This is a genomic window from Arachidicoccus terrestris, from assembly GCF_020042345.1.
Classification (GTDB): Bacteria; Bacteroidota; Bacteroidia; order Chitinophagales; family Chitinophagaceae; genus Arachidicoccus; species Arachidicoccus terrestris.
Map to the genome: position 1 here is coordinate 3,326,715 of NZ_CP083387.1, position 22,788 is coordinate 3,349,502.

A 22,788-nucleotide genomic window follows, 5' to 3' on the forward strand; every position below is an offset into this window, starting at 1 on the left:
GTTTTATAGTTTTGAAAGAATCTCTGCCTTCTTGGCTCTATATTCATCGTTATCTATTAATCCTTGGTCGAAAAGGGATTTTAAGGTTTGAAACTGTTCGGTAATATTCTTTGGCGTGGCAGCAGGGGTATCGCTGCCATTGCCTGCTTCATCTGAAGGACTGGCATTTGTAGACCTTACAGCCTGATGCCCACTTACCGGGGTGATCTGTCCCATGACCAACCCTAAACCCACGCCTTGCCGTGTGGCTTCGTTCAATGCGCTTCCCTGCTGTCCGATAGCCAACGCGGTATTGAATTGCCTGTATTTTTCCATATCACCGACCATATTCATTCCTGTGACGGAGTCATAGTATTTACTGACTTCGTCGGGGAGATTGACTGATGTTACGGTAAATTCAGTGATTTCAATACCAAAAGGATCAAAGAACTGGCTGATTAACGGACCGATCTTATCATTAATGACACTTAGATTTTTGAAGAGGTCGAGAACGGATACGCCGCTGACTGCAATGGCCTCTCCAAATTTGGGGGCAATAAAGTCTCTTAATTTTCTTTCAAAATCCTGAATGGTGATTATGGAAGTGGCTCCTGCATATTCTTTAAAAAAGGCCTCCGGACGGGCAATCCTGATATTATACGTTCCGAATCCACGAACACGTATCTGGCCAAATCGGGGATCCGGCATCATGATCGGAGCGGGTGTGCCCCATTTTAAGTTGATGAACTGCCGGACGGAGAAATAGAATACGTCTACCTTAAATGGACTTTTAAAACCATACTGCCATCCTTTTAAACGCGAAAGGATCGGAATATTTTCTGTGGATAGGGGATGGGTTCCTGCCTCAAATGTATCGGCTATTTTACCCTCGTTCAATAACATGGCAGACTGACTTTCTCTAACAATCAATCTGGCTCCGTTTTTTATTTCCTGATCACTGTCCGGAAACTTCCACATCATAACATCCGGATCATCTTCTAACCATTGAATGATCTCTAAAAAGGGTAAATTTGTCAGGCGCATAGATTAGGCATTTTTATATAGCCAAAAATAGAAAACACACGACCGGATTCCGCATTTTCACCGTTGCATTGTAGCTACATAATGAAAGAAAAGTGACTACAAAATAGCTACAAGAGGTATAAGTTGTTGTAGGTCAATTAAGCAAGGGCTATTTTCATACATCTAAGGTTGAATCGATTGACGCGGATTTGCAGATCTCAGATGGATTATGGCAAGAGGAAAGACGGTCTTTGCTAATTGACGGAGGTAGACATGATCAGTTGGCAGGGTGTAATTACTTGCTTTTTTTCTCGTGAAAGACGATATCTGCTGCCATTATGGCTGTCTATATCAGTGCAGGTGATATAGAAGCACGGTAGACGCCCTGTAAGACGGGGAAGGAAGTTCAATTATTTCAGACTCTGAATAAAGTTATCCAGATCGGTGTCTTTCCCCAGTTGAAGTTTCTGTTTAATGCGATACTTGCTTACTCTTATACTTTTAGGGTCTACATGGAATACAGATGCCATTTCTTTTGTGGACAGCCCAAGTAAGAGATAGGCGCAATGTTTTAATTCCAATGGAGTTAACCTGTTACCTGATTTTTCTTTTAGCTTCTGGAAAAAATCAGGGTTGATATGTTTGAACTCCTTTACGGATTGTTGCAATGCTTCCTCAATTTGCATTTCTTCACGGATAAGCCGATCCACCGTGCCCCGGTTTCCTTCAGTCTCCAGCTTTTTCAATTTGTCCTTAAGCTCTAATAACAGGTTATTTTTTCGTTCAATCTGGAGCGCGTCTGCCATGGCCTCTTTTTCCAGTTGTTCTTTTTGCAAAGTAAGCAGTTCTTGTTTGGTTTCCAGTTGAACCTTTGCTGTTTGCTCCATTTGTAGTCGCATGGCACTCCTTTGACGTTCTTCCTCTTTCTCATTTTCCAGTTTCAGGGCATTTTGGACATGTAGCCTGGTTTTAGCTTTAAAATATAGTAACAGTAAAAGTAGGCTGACACCCAGTAATAAGCAAATAGCCCACAAGCGTATATTCAGCCTTTTTTTGTTGCTTGCTTCCTGGTCAGCGATTTTCAGGTCTTCCTGTAGTTTTTTATTTTCGAATTGTGCTTCTAATTTTTTGACCTGTTGTAAACGGGCTTGGTTAAATATAGAATCATTAAAGACTTGCTGTTCTTTCTGATAGAATAAGGCAGATTTGTATTTTTTCTGGCGCTCATATAGTTTTGTTAAGCCTTGCGCAACATTGAATAAGGTATAATAAGAAGGGCGAGGTGCGTTTTTTAAGTGAATATAGGCATCCATCAGATACGCTTCTGCCTTCGGCACTTCGTTTTTGAGGAGCGCTATTTCTGAATGGAGTCCTTTTACGTTACCCAGTATCTCATAGTTCCGGTCAAAGTTTTGTGCTGCACGTTCCGCGATGCCTGTAAAGTATATAATACTGTCTTGCTGAATGCCGTTATTCTCAAGTTGATACTGGAAGAAAAAATTGGCAAGGTTTAGGTTCGCAATAGCATATGTCCGGATGCCTACTTGGCCAGGATGCTCCTCAAACAGATCAACAGCCTTATGAAGATATAAACGTATGCTATCTACATACAAGCTGTTTTTTGATTTTTTGTAATGGTAACCCATCACAATAGACTTGGCGGTGAATGCATTGCTCAATATTTCATACTGACCCGCAGCGATCGCTGCAGCGATCGCCAGATCGGCGTATTTGCCGCTTTGTACCATGTCGTTCCAGTTGGTGTATACACCATACATCATATAGTAAAGCCTGGCCTGTAGATCCTGGTCAGGATGGGTGCTTAATATATGTAAAGCTTTTTGGGCATTTGCGACGGCTATATCCCGTATATCCAGATAATTATACCAGTTGGCTATGGCGTAATAGCCATAGGCGGTGGCTAACGGGCTTTTAGACTGTTGTCCGATCGCCAGGCTCTTCTGTGCGTATGATTTAGAGAGATCATAATTTGTGTTCGAGACAATACTTTGTTTGCTTAATTCACTATACACCTTCGCTGTCAATACCGGGTCTGTTTTGCGGGTGATGGCTTTTTGTGCTTTCGACAAATACATCAGATTGCCATTATAGTCGGCGCGAAGCCGGCAGTAATAGGCCGAGTCTAGTAAGGAGGAAATAGGGCCTGGACTGCCGTATGCTATGCTGACAAAACATAGTGATAGACTAAGGGCTATAAAAAAGCTATTTATTTTCATGGATATTCTACTTATGATTCAACGGCCCACTGACGGTTGAATGGTATTTATTTGCAAAGCAGGGCTCTATTTGGTCTTGATAAGCCCGCAGACAGGAGATCGCCGGCAGAGTCGCTGGCCCAGTTTGACAGGCTGTCCCGAGCGATAACTGTAAATTAAGGGGCGAAAAAGTAGTGCTGGGTTCCCTTCCATAAATATCTTGTTTCATTATAACTTAAGACAGGCGGTGCTGGTCAATTATTTTTAGGTTGACGTAGATGTTCCAGGTTTGATAAGGATTGAACCAATCCGGCCATAAAACTACTGAAAATTAACTTATTATTGCCCTTGGTTGTCTTCTTTTGTGGCATTTCTCAATATTGGCGGGCCATCTTTGAAGGCATGTCTTTTTACGCACAGCGGGGGACTCGAGAAGTATAATTATGGCAAATTTATCATTTTATATAATTAACTAATTGATTATAAACCTTTTTTACGCAAACGAATGTGTAGTATTTTACTAATATCCGTTATTTAATAGACAGTCTTTTTTATTTTTACAGGAATGCGGCCCATAGTGACCGCATTTATTTTTCATACAAACAGCATATTTACCAAAGATGATCAGGCGAATCCAAAACTTTTTTTCCTTCAAATTGCTATTGTTGAGTCTTTTGCTAGGCCCTCTTATGGCTAATGCAACCAATTTCGATCCTGCGGACAGCGTTTCCAGCAAGATCGAGCGGGCGGAACAGATCAATCCGACTACAGTACAGTTAGTATTTACAGACAACCACAGGCTGAGTATTGACTTTTTTGGAGAAAATATTTTCAGAATCTTTGAAGATATTAAAGGTGGTATTATACGCGATCCTGAGGCAAAACCAGAGGCGCAGATATTGGTTGATAATCCCAGAAAGAATCCCGGAATACTGAGTGTCACAGATCGCGATGGAGAAATTATCATCAGTACAGATGCCGTTGCGCTGCAATTCGATAAAGGAAGCGCGGTATTTAGGGTCACCAACAAAGTAACCGGTAAAACGGCTATACAGTCTCTGCATTCAATTGATTTCAGCGATGACAAAGTAACGCTTTCCCTTAAAGAAAATACGGATGAATATTACTATGGCGGTGGCGTCCAAAACGGCCGTTTTTCCCATAAAGGACATCAAATATCGATAGAAAATCAGAATAGCTGGACAGATGGCGGGGTGGCCTCTCCGACGCCTTTTTACTGGTCTACCGCTGGTTATGGTATCATGTTCTATACTTTTAAGAAAGGTACTTACGATTTTGGATCAAAAAATAAGGGCGTTGTTACCCTGTCACACGATGCAGCCTATTTCGACGCCTTTTTTATGGTTGACACGGGTGCCGAAAAATTGCTACAGGATTTCTATCAGTTAACAGGTAATCCGGTTTTGCTGCCTAAGTTTGCTTTTTACGAAGGCCATTTAAATGCGTATAATCGTGATTATTGGAAGCAAGACTCTACGGGTATTCTGTTTGAAGATGGTAAAAGATATAAAGAAAGCCAGAAAAATAACGGCGGGATCAAAGAATCGCTGAATGGTGAAAAAGGCAATTATCAGTTCTCTGCCAGGGCAGTGATTGACCGGTATGCCAGTCACGACATGCCACTAGGCTGGCTGTTGCCCAATGACGGATACGGTGCCGGATATGGGCAAACCAGTACACTGGATAGCAATATCGCTAATTTGAGATCTCTGGATGATTATGCGCGCAGCAAAGGGGTCGAAATCGGTCTTTGGACACAGTCCGACCTGCATCCTAAACCGGGTATCAGCGCATTGCTGCAAAGAGACATTGTGAAAGAAGTTCGTGATGCAGGGGTAAGGGTATTAAAAACCGATGTCGCCTGGGTAGGTGCCGGTTATTCGTTTGGGTTAAACGGGGTCGCTGATGTGGGACATATTGTGCCATATTATGGCCACGCAGCCAGGCCGTTTATTATATCATTAGACGGATGGGCCGGCACGCAAAGGTATGCGGGCGTCTGGTCCGGTGATCAGACCGGCGGAAACTGGGAGTATATTCGTTTCCATATTCCGACTTTTATTGGATCGGGGCTTTCCGGGCAACCCAATATCACCTCTGATATGGATGGGATTTTCGGTGGTAAGAATCCGGTGGTCAATGCCAGGGGGTTTGAATGGAAGACGTTTACTCCGATGGAGCTCAACATGGATGGTTGGGGTGCTAATGAAAAGTATCCCCAGGCTCTGGGAGAGCCCACGACGTCCATTAACCGTACCTATCTTAAACTTAAATCAGCATTGCTCCCTTATACTTATAGTATAGCCCACCAGGCAGTTACAGGCCTGCCAATGGTCAGAGCTATGTTTTTGCAGTATCCTAACGCATACACCCTGGGTACCGCCACAAAATATCAGTTTATGTATGGGCCGGGATTGCTGGTGGCTCCAATCTATCAATCCACCCAAATGGATAAGGAAGGTAACGATATTCGGAATAATATTTATTTACCAGAAGGGCAATGGGTCGATTATTTTACCGGCCAGCAATATGCAGGAAACGTCGTATTGAACAGTTTTGATGCGCCAATATGGAAATTGCCCGTTTTTGTAAAAAGAGGTGCTATTATCCCTATGACCTTACCCAATAATAATATACACGGCATCCGGAATGATTTACGGATCTATGAGCTTTACCCTTACGGTAAGTCCTCCTTTGAACAATATGATGATGATGGCAGGACTCAGGCCTATAAAGACGGTGAAGGCGCCACTACACTTATTGAATCCAGGCTGACCGGGAGCAATGCCCGGATTACGGTGCATGCAACTAAGGGCACCTTCAAGGGGTTTGTGAAAGAAAAATCGACACTGTTTAAAATCAACCTGACTGAGCAACCCAAGTCTGTTTCTGTAAAACTGGGTAGTCATAAAGTGAAACTTACTGAGGTGTCATCCCTGGAGGCTTTTAATCAAACAGATAATGTTTATTTCTATAATTCCGCGCCTAATTTGAATCAGTTCGCGACAAAGGGTAGTGCTTTTGAGAAAGTTAAAATGATCAAGAATCCACAGGTCTGGGTAAAGGTTGGCAAGTCAGACATTACAAAAAATGATTTGCAGCTTGATATAAAGGGTTATGCATTTGCGCCAGTAGACAGGTCCATGACCCATACAGACGATCTTACGATACCTGGCCGTTTAACTGTATTGGACAGCAACAAAGCCGCTTATTCATTAAATCTTACATGGAGTAAGGTCGCTGGTGCGGATTATTATGAGATTGAGTATGACGGTATGCGGTATACACATATTATACCGACCCATTTTTTGTTTGAACAGTTGCAACCTGAAACAGATTATAGTTTTAAACTTAGGGCAGTGAATAAAGGAGGTACTTCTGACTGGGCAACGCTCGAAGCAAAAACAAGCAAGGATCCTCTTGAGTTTGCAGTTCATAATATTACTGCAGTATGTACTGCTCCGTCACAGGGGCGCCGCATGGGTATCAATAAAATGTTTGATTTTGACGAGAGCACTGACTGGCATACGGACTATGATACCAAAGCGGTGCCGTTTGATGTTGTAATTGACCTGCATTCTGTGAACGAACTGGATAAAATGCAGTATCTGCCTCGCATCAGTGGCAGAAATGGAATCATAACCAAAGGGAAAGTTTACTATAGTCTGGATAAAAGCGACTGGAAGGAAGTCAGTGAATTTACGTGGAAGAGCGATAACGAAATCAAAGAATTTACTTTTAAAGGCCATCCGTCCGCAAGATACATTAAAATAGAGGTTGAAGCAGGTATTGGTCAGTTCGGGTCAGGTCGTGAACTATATATTTTTAAAGTGCCTGGATCAGAAAGCTATCTGCCGGGGGATATTAACAATGATCATAAGATCGATCGAAATGACCTGACCTCTTATATGAACTACACCGGATTAAGGCAAGGAGACGGCGACTTTGAGGGATATATCAGTAACGGAGATATTAATAAAAATGGGCTCATTGATGCCTATGATATTTCTGTGGTGGCCACGCAGCTGGACGGAGGCGTACGATTAAAAAGAAGTCAGACCCCTCTTGAGGGATCGCTGGTAATCACCGCCGGGAAAGCGGATTATAAGAAGGGAGAAACCATAGAAATTCTTGTCAAAGGAAAAGGCTTGAAAAATGTGAATGCCTTGAGTTTCGCACTGCCATATAATCCTGATGATTTTGAGTATGAAACGGTTCAGACGTTACATACGGGTAAAATGGAGAATCTGACCTATGATCGTTTGCATTCGAATGGGAAGAAGGTATTGTATCCGACATTTGTCAACATAGGGGAGCAAACCGTTTTAGATGGTAGTGATGATCTGTTTATCATTAAATTCAAAGCTAAACGTTCGCTGAAACTGAACCTGATAGCAACGGAGCGTATTTTGGTGGATCCGGCACTGGACTTCACAGCGGCACCAGCTGCTATAAAAATTGATTAAGTGTTTGATTAGGTGTTTTGCAATAATGGATGGAGCCTGCAGGCCTTGCGCTTGCGGGCTACTTTCGTTCTAGGCCTAGGATTGCTAAAAAATGTTTAGATTACGGTGGAAGTGTTAATGTGAAAAGTACTTATTGGTTATGGCTGCGGTGCTGTTTTTATTGCCTTTAACGCGCACACAGAAGGTCATGGATCTGTATGATGACCCTGTGCCTGGTGCCAGAGGGGCGCAAAACCGGGAGTATGTAGAGAGCAAGTCTATCATAAGGTTAGCCAACCTAAATTGATTATGTATGTCCCCATCACCGGATAAATCCAATGGAACAGCGGAGATCATTTGCCCCGGTGGAGGCTACGAAGGTCTCTGGATGGAACTAGAAGGGTCATCTGTTGTGAAAAAAATGAATGCACTTGGTAATTACGGCTTTTGTACTCAAATATAGGCTACCCGATGACTGTACTATGAAAAACAAATGTTTTGACCCTTTGCAGGATGCACAACGCGCTATACGACAAGTGCGCGAGCATACTAGTTATAGGACAAAACCGTTCCTGTTGAGAATAGTTTATTGTTTTATCAGGCACTGCTTCGTCATGATGTTTCTGCTGCCATGCATCAGTTTGATATTGGAGGGCATGGCTTTCCGGAAGAACCCGCGAAAAGTCATTGGTCTGACTATGCAGCAGACTGGTTGCGGTTTAAAGGCCGGGTCCAATAACAATAAGTGAAATTTTGATTCTTTTATGGATCTATCTGGTCATAAAAGCAGAATATTGAGTAATTTGGTCATATTTTCCCAAACAGGGTAAAATCTCTCAATCTAATATTTTTATAATTTGCTCATGCGAAAAGTTGGAATACTCTCGTTATTATTGATTCTTTATACCGTTTCCATCGCACAGCGCCCCCGGCGATGGAGCGCCTCAGACATAAAATTTCATCTGGAAAAATTAGGTGTTCTTGGAAGGGTACTCTACCTGGCAGCTCATCCGGATGATGAGAATACAATGCTCATTTCTTTTTTATCTAAAGGCAAAATGTATGAAACAGCCTATCTGTCATGCACCAGAGGAGATGGTGGGCAGAATCTGATCGGCAGCGAGCAAGGCAGCGAACTAGGGCTTATTCGTACTGAAGAGCTTCTGGGTGCCAGGGCTATAGATGGCGGAAAACAGTTCTTTACGACTGCCAACGACTTTGGGTTTTCAAAAAGTGCAACGGAGACGCTCAAATTCTGGAGGCACGACAGTACTCTCGCTAATATTGTATGGATCATCCGGAATTATCAGCCCGATATTATTGTCACCCGATTTCCGGAAGACGCCCGGGCAGGTCACGGCCATCACTGGACGTCTGCCCTACTGGCTCATGAAGCTTTCAAAGCCGCCGCGGACCCTAATCGTTTCAAAGAACAATTACAGTTTGTTCAAACCTGGCAGGCAAAGCGCTTACTTTGGAATACCTTTAGTTTTGGACACCGTAATACGACGTCCCCGGATCAGTTCCATATTGAAACCGGAGGATATAATCCTTTATTAGGGAGAAGCTATGGAGAGATTGCTGCTGCCAGCCGGAGTATGCATAAAAGCCAGGGGTTCGGTGCCGCTCCTTATATGGGTGAGCGGCTGGAATATTTCAAGACAATAGAAGGTGAAGCGCCTGAATCTTCCCTAATGGATGGCATCACAACTGACTGGTCCAGGATAAAGGGCGGTGCTGCCATCGGCGAACAGATAAGCGAGATTAACCGAAGTTTCCAGATTAATAATCCCGCCGCAAGTGTTAAAAGCCTGCTTGCGCTATTAAAATCCATTCAAGAATTGCCGGATGGCCGTTGGAAATCGGAGAAGTTATCCGAGACCCAGGCACTTATTCTTGCTTGCCTGGGATTTTTTGCAGACGCGACGACCAGTGAAGCTGTTGCGGCTGAGGGGGCTGAAATAAGTGTACAAATCAGGGCGTTGAACCGCTCTGACATTCCTGTTGAGCTGATAAGCTATCAGCTGGCCGGACTAGATAAATCCATTCATCAAGCGCTTTCTAAGGGCAAGGACTATAATGCCAAACTTGTATTATCTATACCCAGTGATGCTCCTATTACAGAGCCGTACTGGCTAAAAGAGGCGCATCCGATCGGCTATTATAACGTTGATGATCCAAAACTTGTTGGCCGCCCTTTAAATCCGCCACCCTATATAGCACGGCTGCGATTAAACGTGGAGGGCACGGCCCTTGATTTGAGGTTGCCCATACAATACCGGCATACCGATGAGGTAAAAGGAGAGCTGTATCAGCCCCTTGTTATCGCCCCGGCAGTTACCATTAACATGAATGATCCGGTAGTACTACTCAGCCGGGACGCGCCAGCTAAAATGATTCGGGTGGAGGTGAAGGCGTTTAAAGATCATCAACAGGGAACACTGCACATTCATGTGCCGGATCAGTTTGAGGTGGTTCAAAACGACCTGCCGTTTAATTTAGACAAAGCAGGAGATAGTTGGATGGGCGTATTTGAACTCCGGTTGAAACCTGGCTTGGTAAATTCAATCAGCCTTAATGCAAAAATATCTGCGATTGTGGACGGCAAGACGTACGACAGAGGCATTAAGGTCATTGAACACAGTCATATTCCTGCTATAACCTTGTTTCCCAAAGCAACGACTCGTCTGGTGGGACTAGATATAAAAACAACCGGCAAGAATATCGGTTACGTAGCGGGAGCGGGCGACCTTGTGCCGGCCTCTCTACGACAATTAGGCTATCAGGTGACACCTATTACTTCTGCTTCTATTTCTCAGAAAGCGCTTTCGGGCTTTGACGCGATTATTACAGGCATCAGAGCTTACAACATTAATCCTCTGCTCCATCCCTTGCAGTCCAAGTTGCTGAATTATGTCAAAGACGGTGGCGTCTTATTGGTACAATATAATAAGAATGGTCACATGGTCACTGACCACATGGGGCCTTATCCTTTTAACGTCTCCGGGGACCGTGTGACGCAAGAGGATGCCCCGGTTAAATGGCTGCTGCCTGATCATGCGGCCCTGCATTATCCGAACACGCTTCAGCCGGCAGATTTCGATGGGTGGATACAGGAACGTGGGCTATATTTTACCAGTGATGCAGATCCGCATTACAGTAGATTGTTTGAGATGCATGACAGCGGTAGCCAGCCGCTGGATGGCTCAACTATAGTCTGCAATTATGGAAAGGGAAAATATGTGTACAGCAGTCTGGACTTTTTTCGCGAATTACCGGCAGGAGTTCCCGGCGCATTCAGGTTATTTGTCAATTTACTGGCTAAGCCTGCAGATTCTACCAAATAATCCAAACAAAGCATGCGGGAAAAGAAAATACATATACGATCTGACAGCAAAGAGGAACGTCCGCCGCTATTTAAAAATTGGCGTGGATGGTACGCAGCTGTATTGCTGATATTGGTATTATTGATCCTGTTATTTTATTTATTTACGAAGCATTTCGCATGAGTAACCTCGACTGGTGGATAATGTGTCTGACCTTTTTGGTAATCATTTTGTATGGTGTATACAAAAGCAGGGGACAGCGCAATGTAGACAGCTATTTTCTGGATAATAAATCCATGCCCTGGTACCTGATCTTATTTTCTATTATCGGTACACAGGCCAGCGCTGTTACCTTCCTGTCTGCTCCGGGACAGGCCTTTACGGATGGAATGCGCTTTGTACAGTATTATTTTGGGCTGCCCATTGCGATGATTGTTATCTGTATTGCCTTTGTGCCGATATTTCATAAGTTAAAAGTCTATACAGCTTATCAGTTTCTGGAAGACCGGTTTGATCTAAAAACAAGGTCTTTAACAGCTTTTCTGTTTTTATTGCAACGAGGCATGTCTACGGGCATCAGTATTTATGCCCCGGCTATTATCGTCTCTTCGATATTGGGCTGGAATATCTACTGGACCAATATATTCATGGGCGGCTTTTTGATCATTTATACTGTACTTGGCGGAACCAGAGCGGTCGCGCATACGCAAAAACTACAGCTTTTTATTATTATTGCAGGTATGTTTCTGGCCGGTTATATGGTCGTCCACTTATTACCGAACGGTGTCAGTTTCTCTGATGCTTTGCATATTGCCGGCAAATCGGGTAAACTTAATGTTATTACCACGCCTACCAATGTCGGGGATCATAGTTTCTGGGAAGATAAGTATACTTTGTGGAGTGGATTAATCGGGGGCTTTTTTCTGGCGCTTTCCTATTTTGGTACGGATCAGAGCCAGGTGGGCCGCTACCTGACGGCCAGATCTATACGGGAAAGCCGGATGGGATTGCTGTTGAACGGCCTGGTTAAAGTACCTATGCAGTTTCTGATCCTGTTAATCGGTGCACTCTTATTTGCCTTCTATCAGTTTCAGCCGGCACCACTTTCTTTCAATGAAATGCAGCTCCACAAAATAGAAGACCCCGTCTTACATAACCGGATCAGCGAGCTGCAACGACGTTTTGATTCTGTCAGTCAACTAAAGAATACAACGACCCTGGCACTGGTCGACCAGATCCATGCAGATGATAAAAAGAAGATTCAACAGTCCAGGCAACAACTGTCCAACTTACAAATCCAAACGGAACAACTAAGAGCGGAAGCGAAAACAGTGATCAAGAAAGCCGATCCGGCCGCCGACACCAACGACACCAACTACATTTTTTTAAATTTTGTGATTCACTATCTACCCAAAGGCCTGATCGGTTTATTATTTGCGATCATATTTCTGGCTGCCTGGGGATCTATTGCTGCGGCCCTTAACTCTCTGTCATCAACCACGGTGATTGACATCTATAAAAGGTCCGTCAGGCCGCTGGCCTCGGAGCGTCATTACCTGAATGTGTCCAGATGGTTTACACTGTTTTGGGGTGTGTTTTGTATTGTGATTGCGCAGTTTGCCAATAAACTGGGCAGCCTGATCGAAGCCGTTAATGTATTGGGATCGTTATTTTACGGTACAATACTAGGTATTTTTATGATTGCTTTTTTTATGAAGCGGGTCAAAGGCGCTGCAGCTTTCTGGGCCGCTATTCTTACGGAACTGATCATAATCATCATTTATAATCTGGATATCGTATCTTTTTTGTGGCTCAATGCCATCGGCTGCCTATTGACGATGTTGTTGGGATATTTTTTGCAAAAAATATTGCCCGACCCGCCAGATAAGAAAGCGGCTGGTGTGTTCGAAAAATAAGGGAGCCTGTTTAATGGTCTGGAAAGGGCCCCCTATTTGTATCCGGCACACTGTCATGGGGGCTGTCAGCTGGCCGGGCCTTAGATGAAAGAAATTTTTCCTGGTAGTGCTTGCCAAATTGCTCTTTGAGTGTCTGGTTCAGGATAAATTCTATTTGGCCGTTAACGCTTCTAAATTCATCGGAGGCCCATTTCTCCAATGCTTTGTAGGTTGCTGGATCTAATCTTAATACAAAATTCTTTTTTTCGGGCACAATTATTCGTTTTGATTATTGATAAAGTGTACCTGCGTTGACGACAGGTGAGGCTGCTTTCTCTCCGCAAAGCACAACCATTAAGTTACTAACCATGGCAGCTTTTCTTTCATCATCTAATTCTACCACATTTCTCTCAGACAGCCTTTGGAGGGCCATTTCCACCATACCCACAGCCCCTTCGACGATCTTAGCCCTTGCTGCGACAATAGCCGTAGCCTGTTGACGTTGCAACATGGCACCGGCGATCTCCGAGGCATAGGCCAGGTGGCTGATTCGTGCTTCAATAATTTTGATGCCGGCAGGGGCCAGGCGGTCGGACAACTCCTTTTCCAGGATCTCATTCACCTGGTGACCACCTTCTCTTAAAGTGATACTGGCGTGTTCATCCTCCAGGTTATCATAGGCAAAACTGCCTGTCAGCATCCGGACGGCAGCTTCGCTCTGGATCTTGACATAGCCTTCATAGTCCTGAACTTCATACGCAGCCTTGTATGTATCGCCTACCTGCCAGACAATAACGGCGCCGATTTCAATGGGATTGCCCATTTTGTCGTTGACTTTCAGTATCTGGCCCTGTAAGTTGTTCAGGCGCAGGCTGATCCTTTGTGTAGAGTATAGCGGATTGACAAAAAAGAGTCCGTTGTCTTTCACAGAAGCGATATACTTTCCGAAGAAATTCAGTACTCTGGAATGATTCGGGCTGATGACCATCAGGCCCTTCATCAGGAAGATAAAAATGATCATACAGATAAATCCACCGATCACTAGCAGGACCTGTCCTGCACCGTAAATAAAAAGGATGATCCCTGCTGCAAAAGATAGTATTGCCAGCAATAGGGCCAGGAAACCGGACATGGGTTTGACTAATTTTTCCATAAGTATTATTTTGATATTAAAATGATATTAAAGATAGAACAATTTCTTCAATAATCGTAAAAAACAACAACAACTTTCTCAGTGGATAAATCGGGACAAATAATTTTATTATATTGATAATTATATATTTATGTCTTTTTACAGGACCTGCTGCCGTTCCCCCGACCCCGACCTTCGGTAAAATGCGATTGTTGCCTCCGGCGACGCTCGGAAAATAGGAGGCAAATATTTCCAAAAATCAGCAGGCAGGGGAACGGAAGTGTTCAGAAAATCAGTGATTTTCTATCAAAATTCTAACAAAATAATTGACAAGGCTATCTTGTAATATCAATACTTTCCCTTAGGTTTGCTGTCAATCCAAAATCAGTTATTTTTATAACCATTTTTAATTTTATTATTAGCAGTATAATTATTTTCAGATGAATTTTAAGAAATGGAACAACCTTGTCGGGTGGGCGGTTTGCCTGATTGCCTGTGCAACCTATATATTAACCACTGAATTAGGCGGTAGTTTCTGGGATTGTGGTGAATTTGTCAGCAGCTGTTACAAAGTACAGATTCCCCATCCACCGGGCGCGCCCTTGTTTGTGCTCATTGGCCGTTTTTTTATTGTTCTGTTCGGCGATCATCCTGAAAATGCGGCCAAAGCGGTCAATGTGATGAGCGCACTGGCCAGCGGTTTTGCCATCTTATTTTTGTTCTGGACAATTACCCACTTCGCCCGCAGGATTGTGCAGGGTACCAGGGCTCTGGCTGATCTGACCAAAAATGAAGTGGTGATGATTATGCTGGCCGGTGTAGTAGGAGCGTTGGGATATGCCTTTACGGATTCCTTCTGGTATAGCGCCGTTGAAGGGGAAGTATATGCTTTATCGGCTTTCTTTACGGCGTTAGTCTTCTGGGCTATGCTTAAATGGGAGCATAAGGCAGATGAACCAGGCGCTGATAAGTGGATTATTTTCATCTTCTTTATGATGGGACTTGCCGTGGGGGTCCACCTGTTGAACCTGTTGACGATTCCGGCGGTTGTTATGATCTTCTATTTCAGGAAAAGACATCTTTTTAATTACACACTGGTCAAAAAGTATTTTATCCGCATTGTGCTGATCGGTGGTGGTCTGGGATTTGTCGGTGCTTTACTGAGCGCTAATTCTGTTGCGAATAGCGCCGGTGTGCCCATGGATTCTACCGTGGCTATGCTGATTCTGTTCGGCGCTATTATCTGTGCGCTGCTGGTAAGAGGCGTAGAAAAGATCAATAGTGATAAGAAGGAATTATACGGAGGCGCATACATCTTTTTTGTCATCAGTGTAATAATCCTGGGATTTGTGCAGATTGGTGTTATTCAAACCTCGATCAAACTGGCAGGTCATTTGGATATCTTTTTTGTGAATTCTCTGAATCTGCCGATTTTTTCCGGATTTATCGCCTTTTTTGTAATCCTGGCGATTGCCCTGTTTATCGTATTGAGGATGGCAAAAAAGAAAAACTGGCAGTTTGTCAAACTGGGTGTCTGGTGTATTGTTTTCCTGTTGATCGGGTTCAGCTCCTATCTGACGACAATGATCAGAAGCACAGCCAATCCGTCCATTGATATGTATAATGTGGACAATCCTATGAGTCTGGTTGGCTATCTGGGCCGTGACCAATATGGCGATTTCCCGTTACTCTATGGACAGAAGTTTACTGCTTCTCCCATCGCCCCTTATTACGGAGCCACCCAATACCAAAAAGGGGTAGACGCCAACGGTAAGATCAAATACATCCCGACAGGGAAGAAATTTTCCTTTCTTTACAGTTCAGAAGATCAGATGATCTTCCCACGTGTCTGGAATACCGGCCATGACAGGAGACAGACCGATTATTATGCGAACTTCCTGGGTATTGGTAAGGACCAGCAGGGTAATTATGAAAGAGCGCCCAATTTTGTGGACAATCTCAAGTTCTTCATGGGCTATCAGGTCTATTACATGTATTTGAGGTATTTCCTGTGGAATTATAGCGGCCGGCAAAATGACATGCAGGGTAATACGGTCTCGGATGTCAGAGACGGAAACTGGATCACCGGGATTCCATTCATTGATAATTTTATGTACGGAGACCAGTCCCTGATGCCTGAAGCGCTGAAAACGAATAAGGCTCATAATGTCCTGTTCGCCTTGCCGCTGATCCTGGGGCTTATCGGAATGTTCTACCAGTTTAAGCGTAAAGGAGATGACGGATTGATTACCTTCCTGCTATTTTTTATGACCGGTTTTGCGATCGTTATGTATCTGAATCAGGCAGGGAATGAGCCCAGGGAACGTGATTACGCATATGCAGGCTCCACCTATGCTTTTGCAATATGGATCGGCATCGGTGTCTTTAAAGTCCGTGACTGGTTCCAGAAGATATCCAATCAGAAGGTAGCTACGACACTGGCCGGGGTTGTTTGTGTACTGGCCGTACCGGTACTGATGGCCGGTCAGGAATGGGATGATCATGACCGCAGCAATAAAGCATTGGCACCCGATCTGGCTAAAGACTACCTGGAAAGTTGTGCACCGAATGCCATTCTCTTTACTTTCGGGGATAATGACACTTATCCACTTTGGTTCGCCCAGGAAGTGGAAGGTGTCCGGCCGGATATCCGTGTGATTAATACCAGTTTATTAGGCATTGACTGGTATATCAATAACCTTCGCGTTAAAGTCAATGAAAGTGACTCCGTGGACGTGATCCTTTCTCAAAAACAAATAGAAGGGGATAACCGGAATCAGGTTGTTTTTGTTCCCAAGAACTTTCCACAGGACAGGTATTATGATTTGTATGATATGATGAAGAATTATGTGGGAAGTGAAGATCGCTCTAAGCAAGTGCAGATGAACGATGGTAACATGTATAGTACTTTCCCCGTTAAAAATGTATTCGTTCCTGTTAATAAGGAAGTAGTAGAGAAAAACGGAACGGTCAACGCGAAGGACAGTGTGCTGAGTTCTTTGCAGTTTACGATTCCAAAGAATAACCTATTTAAAAACGACCTGGCTATTCTGAATATCATTGCTGCCAATAAATGGAAACGGCCCATTTATTTTACCATGAATCAGCAAATCGGACTGGGTTTTGATGAATACCTGCGTAAAGATGGTTTAAGCTATCGTCTGGTACCTGTTGCGCCGAATACAACCAGTACGGATTCTGTTTTTAACCGTTTTAATGCTAAATATGGCTCTATCATGGGACTGCTGAAAGAAAATGTCAATGCAGACTGGATGTATGAAAAACTCATGAAAAAGTTTGTATTTGGCAATGCGGATTTGCCAGGTGTCTATTTTGACGAAGAAAACAGACGGCATTTAATTACAATCAGAGAGGCCTTTGCAGATGCAGCCATCGCGATGGTGAAGAATGGCAAACATGATGAAGCCAAAAAATTGCTGGAAAGAGCCGATAAAATGATGCTGGAACAGAACTTTCCTTACGGAATGCCTTCCAGAATGGGGATGCATAATCAGACGAGTCTGAAGTTCCTGATGGCCGCCTACATGGCTGGTGATGAACATTTGGCCAAAAAGGTGGATAAGTCACTGCGTACAGACCTGCAGCAGGAAATTACCTACTTCAACTCTATATCGCAAGACAAAATAGGCAACTATTATTTTGAGGTGACCAGCTATCCGCAATACCTGATTATGATGGATGAACTGTCTAAAGATGCAAGTCCCCAATCGCCCGTCAATCATCTGGAAAACGCAGATACCTTAAATACAATGGATACCGGTAAATAGCCGCCAGGAATATATAGAAATAGCCGCACCTGCTAAAGACAATAGGTGCGGCTATTTTATTTATGCGGTGTAAGGATTATAGGGATATAGAAAGCATGACCGATAATCTTTTCCTATCCTTCCTTCGAATAATATACACTAAAGCTGGCTGGCGGCAACACCCATTGTTGATCCGGCTGTATTTTTTGATTTTCCTGCTGACGCATCCTCTGGTCCATATGCGTGTATATCCCTGTGATCGTCTCTTTGGGCAATTGCCCTGCCAGATTAAAGAGCTGACTTTGCTGCTGAGATAAATTGAGCATAACCAATGCCTTCCCATTGCCTCCCTCCGTTGCCTGAATGAAGTAGGCAAGAATAGTGCTATTTGGGCCGGTATCCAGCCAGTGAAGTACGGTATTAAAGCCAAATGCCGGATGCCTGTGCAGGCTGATGACGCTCTCGTAGAACGGGGCTAATGCTGGTGGGTCGGAGGCAGGCCAATCCAGTTGGTCTTTGTCAAAAAAACTTAATCTTTTTGTATTCGGGATTTCCTGCCCGCCGTAAATAAGCGGAACTGCCGGGTATAGGAAAGTAAAGGCAGCCAAGGGTAGCGCTAAGTCAGCGTATTTTTCATAAGCGGTTCCATTCCAACTATTCTCATCATGATTGCCGGTAAACAGTAGTTTTTCTGCACCCGCGGGTAAACTTTTATAATGCTGTAATGTGCCTGTCATATGCTGAATATGCGCCGGGAGGTCTTCATTATACCTTAGTTTCTCGCTGTCATGCATCCATCGCCAGGCATAGGTGATATCGAAAACATCACTATAAGAATCATCATCACACTCCCCCAGCCATAATAACTGCTTCAGTTGCTCTAGGTCAGTTCTGGCTTTTTGCCAGAAGGACAGGGGAACCAGGTGAGCCATATCACATCTAAATCCATCAATATCAAACATGCCGATCCAGTATTTCATGGCATGAATCATTGCTGTCTGCATATCCTGATTCTGATAATTGAGGTCTATGACATCTTCCCAGCCATGGGTTTCTGTAAAATTGCCTTGTTCATCTTTAAGGTACCAATCGGGATGTTGGGTCCATATATGGTCCCAGCCTGTATGGTTGGCCACCCAGTCGATGATCACCTTGAAACCAAGTGCATGGGCTGCATGAACCAGCTGTTTAAAGTCTTCGGTCGAGCCAAACTCGGGATTAATATCCATATAGTTACTGGCCGCATAGTAACTGCCTAAACTTCCTTTCCTGTTCTTCATACTGATGGGAGTGAGTGGCATGAACCATAGAATATCAACCCCCATTTTTCTGATCCTCGGCAAGTGTTTTTCGAATGCTTTTAAGGTGCCTTCCGGTGTATATTGTCTGACATTTACCTCGTAAATGCTGGCCCCATTCAGCCAGTTGACACCCTTAAATCGAATACTCATATTAAATTATTATATAATATATTATCAGGCTTCTATCCAGATATTGAATAAAGCGCTCTATAACTGTGGGTTATCTGCTTGTTTTTTTGAATCCACATTACATCTACTGATCCTCGTCATCAAAATCCATCATACTGCCAATAAGATCATTAAAATGGATCTGCCCTTCTACCACTTTCTTGCTGATCAGCGAGTAGGCAGACAAGCCATGTAAAACGAATTCCATCATCAGCGTGTGCTCTGAGGATGATAGTGCCGGGTAGTGCTGACTGACGATTTCCGACAGACCAGAGACCTGCTTTAGTTGTTTTTGCCGGTCCTTATCTTTCATATCTGTCAGGATATCCAGGTTACCGCCTTGATCAAACCAAGAGATGACTTGCCGGTAGGGATTCAATTCCCTTCCTTCCATAGATGATTTGCCGGTCGGACTCCTTTTGGCAGGTACTGGAAAGTACAAAACAAACTGGCTTCGAATGGCCTTTTCCAATAGGTGGAGGGCGACCTGAAACGGGCCTTCCTGTTCTCCTTCGTACACCAGTTCAATTTTTCCGGTAATAGCCGGAATAGTGCCCATTAAGTCACTGATCCAGATAGAGGTCTGCTTCTCCCGATTGATCAATGCTCTTCTTTCTGCGCTACTGACCAGGTTTTCAAAAGCCGCTATCGTCAGGCGGGCACTGACGCCGCTTTTCCTGTCTACATATTCGCTTTTTCTGGCTTCAAAAGCAATTTGCTCCACTATCTTTTTGACCAGGTCCGGTATGAGGACTTTTAATTTTTGTTCTTCCAGTATAGCGGCCTGCTGTTCCGTAATTTGTAATGCTGTATTTAGGTCTTTTGGATAATGTGTAAGTATTTGGCTTTCAATTCGATCCTTTAAAGGTGTTACAATGCTCCCCCGGCTGGTATAATCTTCGGGATTGGCCGTAAACACAAATAAAATATCCAGATTGAGTCGTAATTTGAACCCTCGTATCTGAATATCTCCTTCCTGCAAAATATTAAATAAAGCAACTTGTATTCTAGCCTGAAGGTCGGGTAACTCATTGATTACGAATATACTACGATTGCATCTTGGGATAATCCCATAATGAATAACTTCCTCATCTGAAAAGCTGAGCCTTAGATTAGCGGCCTTAATCGGGTCAATATCGCCTATTAGATCCGCAACGCTGACGTCCGGTGTGGCAAGCTTTTCGCCAAACCTGTCTGACTTATGCAACCACTGTATAGGAGTCTGATCGCCCATTTTCTCAACTAACTGCCGCCCAAATTTGCTGACAGGGGCAAAAGGATCATCATTGACCTCACTGCCTTCGATAATAGGCATATATTCATCCAACAGATCAACCATCTGTCGTGCGATTCTGGTTTTGGCCTGACCGCGAAGTCCGAGAAGCAATATATTATGACGGCTTAAAACGGCTGTTTCAATGTCCTTTAATACAGTTGAATCATATCCCAGGATTCCCTGAAACCGGGGTCCATTATTTTGGATTCGGTGAATTAGATTTTTCCTGATCTCTTCTTTAATGGAAAGGGGCTGATAGCCGGATTTTTTTAACTGCCCCAGGTTCTTAATTTTTTGAATATCCATTTTTTTCCTTTCGCTTTTAAAAAATAACCAATATCTAAGTTAGCCGATTTTAAGAAACTAACTGCTAAAATGGACCCAATAATAACCTGCCGTTTAAAAATTAATGGATGACAGGATAGTAATAGCAGAAATGCCATCAGGTAAAATGTCATATGACCAGGCAGGAAAACCCCGAACCGCTGAAAACAAATAATGGAAGTTTTGTTCACAGCCGAGATTCAAAAAGTCGACATGATGGCCGCCAGGGCGAAAACCATCCGCATCCTCCAATAGAGTAATGGAACCTCTTAAAAGATCAAAACCGGATCGATTGTTTTGTAGAAACATCAAAAGGGACCTGCACAAAAATCCCCGAACGCCCCACCTTGGTTTTGCCCTTCACCTCTAATAGAACCTCCTTTTTAAAAAAAGCATCCGCTATATTATTAAAAATTTTATTACGATCAAATCTGAGGCTTGTCCCAAAAGTAAATGTTGTATCTGCGGGAATAGTTAAAGATGTGTCCAGATTATAATGTGTTATCAGTTGGCGGTTTGCGAAAACATCGGCATCGATTTTTTTGAGCTGGATCGAATATTTGTTCGGATTGAAAAATGTCAGGGTACCAAAAACCGTTGCGGTGTCCCCGGAAAAATCTATCAATTTAATGTTCTTGATGCCCCGGAATTCGATGCCGGATGGTTTTTTGCAGCCCCAAATTACGAGGCCAAAGAGTAGGATAGAAGCGATTTTTTTCATTTTGAATGATTATCCTGCAAAATACAAAATATGCCCGTAATCGAACATATATTAATTTTTTTGTTGTATCTTTGATGACTATAATACTTAGTAATTTTAAAAGTAAATGAAAGGAGATACTAATCTAATATGTTTAGTATATTATATAAATTATAAATTAATGATTACCACATATTAATCCGTTTTATATAAAGTAAAAATTTACATATTATAAGCCGGATTTTTGTTAAAAAATCAATTAAAAAACATCTTATAGATATGCTCAATGAAATGAATGAAATAACAATTTATACTGTTGATAATCAGTTTCTACCAAATATTAATTGGTTTAAAATTTCAATTAAAGGAGAATATATAAATTTTAGTTTATTTGAAAGGTGGAAAAAAATGAGTTTTGGTAACCGTTGTACCCTATCCGGAGGCAATGGCCCGGTAAATCTTTCCATTCCCCTGGAAAAAGGGCGGGATCAAAAATCATTATTTCGGGATATTAAAATTTCTTATTTAGATAATTGGCAAGTTAAATTTTGGAGAACCATAATTTCATGCTATAACCGCTCACCTTTTTTTGAGTATTATGGTGATGGATTCCGGGAAATCTTATTTAAGAAGCACAGTTTCCTGCAAGACCTGAATATAGAAATGATTTATTTATGTTTGAACTATCTGAGTATAAATAAAGAAGTTATGATGGTTAGTGACGATAATTTACCCCATATTGACAGTAGGAAGCATTACCTGACCCCTAAAACATATCACGAAGATCCTGATCCCGTTATCTACCATCAAATGTTCATAGACAGGTTTGGCTTTCAAGCAAATTTGAGCATCTTGGACTTGCTATTCATGGAGGGTCCTGAAGCTCATTATTTATTAAATAAATAGTATTATGTATTTATATACAATTAGTTGTTATTATTTATATAACGATTTTCATTTAGGGCATTTCTTCAAATGTTGAATATTTAACTATATTTATTATTGTTGTATTAAATCAGATAGGTACTTGATATTGTAAATCATGTCAAAAATCATATGACCGTTTTTGAATATTTGTTTGCATTGGAAGAACTCTCTTATTTATATTAGTCAAATATTTAAATTATTAAAATTCGTATGTTTGAATTGGATGAGGATTATTTTTTCCGAAATCTTTAAGGATTTGTAAAAACTGTTATTAGATTTCAGTTTTAA

General features: G+C 42.7%; 13 protein-coding genes. 6 read left to right on the plus strand and 7 right to left on the minus strand.

Annotation, left to right across the window (positions count from 1 at the left end; translation table 11 throughout):
* Positions 1–3: 3 nt before the first annotated feature.
* Together K9M52_RS12945 and K9M52_RS12950 are read right to left on the minus strand one after the other, a co-directional pair.
* Positions 4–1,023, minus strand: coding sequence for an SPFH domain-containing protein (locus K9M52_RS12945; protein ID WP_224068848.1), 1,020 nt, complete (start codon positions 1,021–1,023; stop codon positions 4–6).
* A gap of 389 nt (positions 1,024–1,412) precedes the next feature.
* Positions 1,413–3,239: a helix-turn-helix transcriptional regulator gene (locus K9M52_RS12950; RefSeq protein WP_224068849.1), complete on the minus strand. Its 1,827-nt coding sequence runs from the start codon at positions 3,237–3,239 to the stop codon at positions 1,413–1,415.
* A 668-nt stretch (positions 3,240–3,907) separates the two neighbouring features.
* Here K9M52_RS12950 and K9M52_RS12955 point away from each other — a divergent pair.
* The 4 genes from K9M52_RS12955 (at position 3,908) to K9M52_RS12970 (ending at position 12,926) form a co-directional block, all read left to right on the plus strand.
* Positions 3,908–7,705: a TIM-barrel domain-containing protein gene (locus K9M52_RS12955; RefSeq protein ID WP_224068850.1), complete on the plus strand. Its 3,798-nt coding sequence runs from the start codon at positions 3,908–3,910 to the stop codon at positions 7,703–7,705.
* Positions 7,706–7,997: 292 nt separating this feature from the next.
* Positions 7,998–8,147: a hypothetical protein gene (locus K9M52_RS12960; RefSeq protein WP_224068851.1), complete on the plus strand. Its 150-nt coding sequence runs from the start codon at positions 7,998–8,000 to the stop codon at positions 8,145–8,147.
* A 400-nt stretch (positions 8,148–8,547) separates the two neighbouring features.
* On the plus strand, positions 8,548–11,031 hold the full coding sequence (locus K9M52_RS12965) for a PIG-L family deacetylase (RefSeq protein ID WP_224068852.1): 2,484 nt from the start codon (positions 8,548–8,550) through the stop codon (positions 11,029–11,031).
* An 86-nt stretch (positions 11,032–11,117) separates the two neighbouring features.
* Positions 11,118–12,926: a sodium:solute symporter gene (locus K9M52_RS12970; protein WP_224068853.1), complete on the plus strand. Its 1,809-nt coding sequence runs from the start codon at positions 11,118–11,120 to the stop codon at positions 12,924–12,926.
* A gap of 10 nt (positions 12,927–12,936) precedes the next feature.
* Here the strand turns inward: K9M52_RS12970 and K9M52_RS12975 are convergent, their stop codons facing one another.
* Both K9M52_RS12975 and K9M52_RS12980 read right to left on the minus strand, forming a co-directional pair.
* Positions 12,937–13,179, minus strand: coding sequence for a hypothetical protein (locus K9M52_RS12975; protein ID WP_224068854.1), 243 nt, complete (start codon positions 13,177–13,179; stop codon positions 12,937–12,939).
* A gap of 15 nt (positions 13,180–13,194) precedes the next feature.
* Entirely contained in the window at positions 13,195–14,058 is an 864-nt protein-coding gene (locus K9M52_RS12980; protein ID WP_224068855.1) for an SPFH domain-containing protein, read from the minus strand.
* Positions 14,059–14,477: 419 nt separating this feature from the next.
* Here K9M52_RS12980 and K9M52_RS12985 point away from each other — a divergent pair, with 419 nt between their 5' ends.
* On the plus strand, positions 14,478–17,825 hold the full coding sequence (locus tag K9M52_RS12985) for a protein O-mannosyl-transferase family (protein ID WP_224068856.1): 3,348 nt from the start codon (positions 14,478–14,480) through the stop codon (positions 17,823–17,825).
* A 113-nt stretch (positions 17,826–17,938) separates the two neighbouring features.
* Here K9M52_RS12985 and K9M52_RS12990 read toward each other — a convergent pair whose 3' ends face one another.
* The 3 genes from K9M52_RS12990 to K9M52_RS13000 all read right to left on the minus strand — a co-directional run bounded on the left by K9M52_RS12990 (position 17,939) and on the right by K9M52_RS13000 (position 21,594).
* The gene (locus tag K9M52_RS12990; protein WP_224068857.1) at positions 17,939–19,255 is read right to left on the minus strand and encodes an alpha-amylase family glycosyl hydrolase; all 1,317 of its coding nucleotides are present in this window, start codon (positions 19,253–19,255) and stop codon (positions 17,939–17,941) included.
* 103 nt (positions 19,256–19,358) lie between these two features.
* The gene (locus K9M52_RS12995) at positions 19,359–20,855 is read right to left on the minus strand and encodes a magnesium chelatase (RefSeq protein ID WP_224068858.1); all 1,497 of its coding nucleotides are present in this window, start codon (positions 20,853–20,855) and stop codon (positions 19,359–19,361) included.
* Between the two features lie 295 nt (positions 20,856–21,150).
* Positions 21,151–21,594, minus strand: coding sequence for an NDR1/HIN1-like protein (locus tag K9M52_RS13000; RefSeq protein WP_224068859.1), 444 nt, complete (start codon positions 21,592–21,594; stop codon positions 21,151–21,153).
* A gap of 258 nt (positions 21,595–21,852) precedes the next feature.
* Here K9M52_RS13000 and K9M52_RS13005 point away from each other — a divergent pair, with 258 nt between their 5' ends.
* Entirely contained in the window at positions 21,853–22,479 is a 627-nt protein-coding gene (locus tag K9M52_RS13005) for a WbqC family protein (protein ID WP_224068860.1), read from the plus strand.
* Positions 22,480–22,788 lie beyond the last annotated feature (309 nt).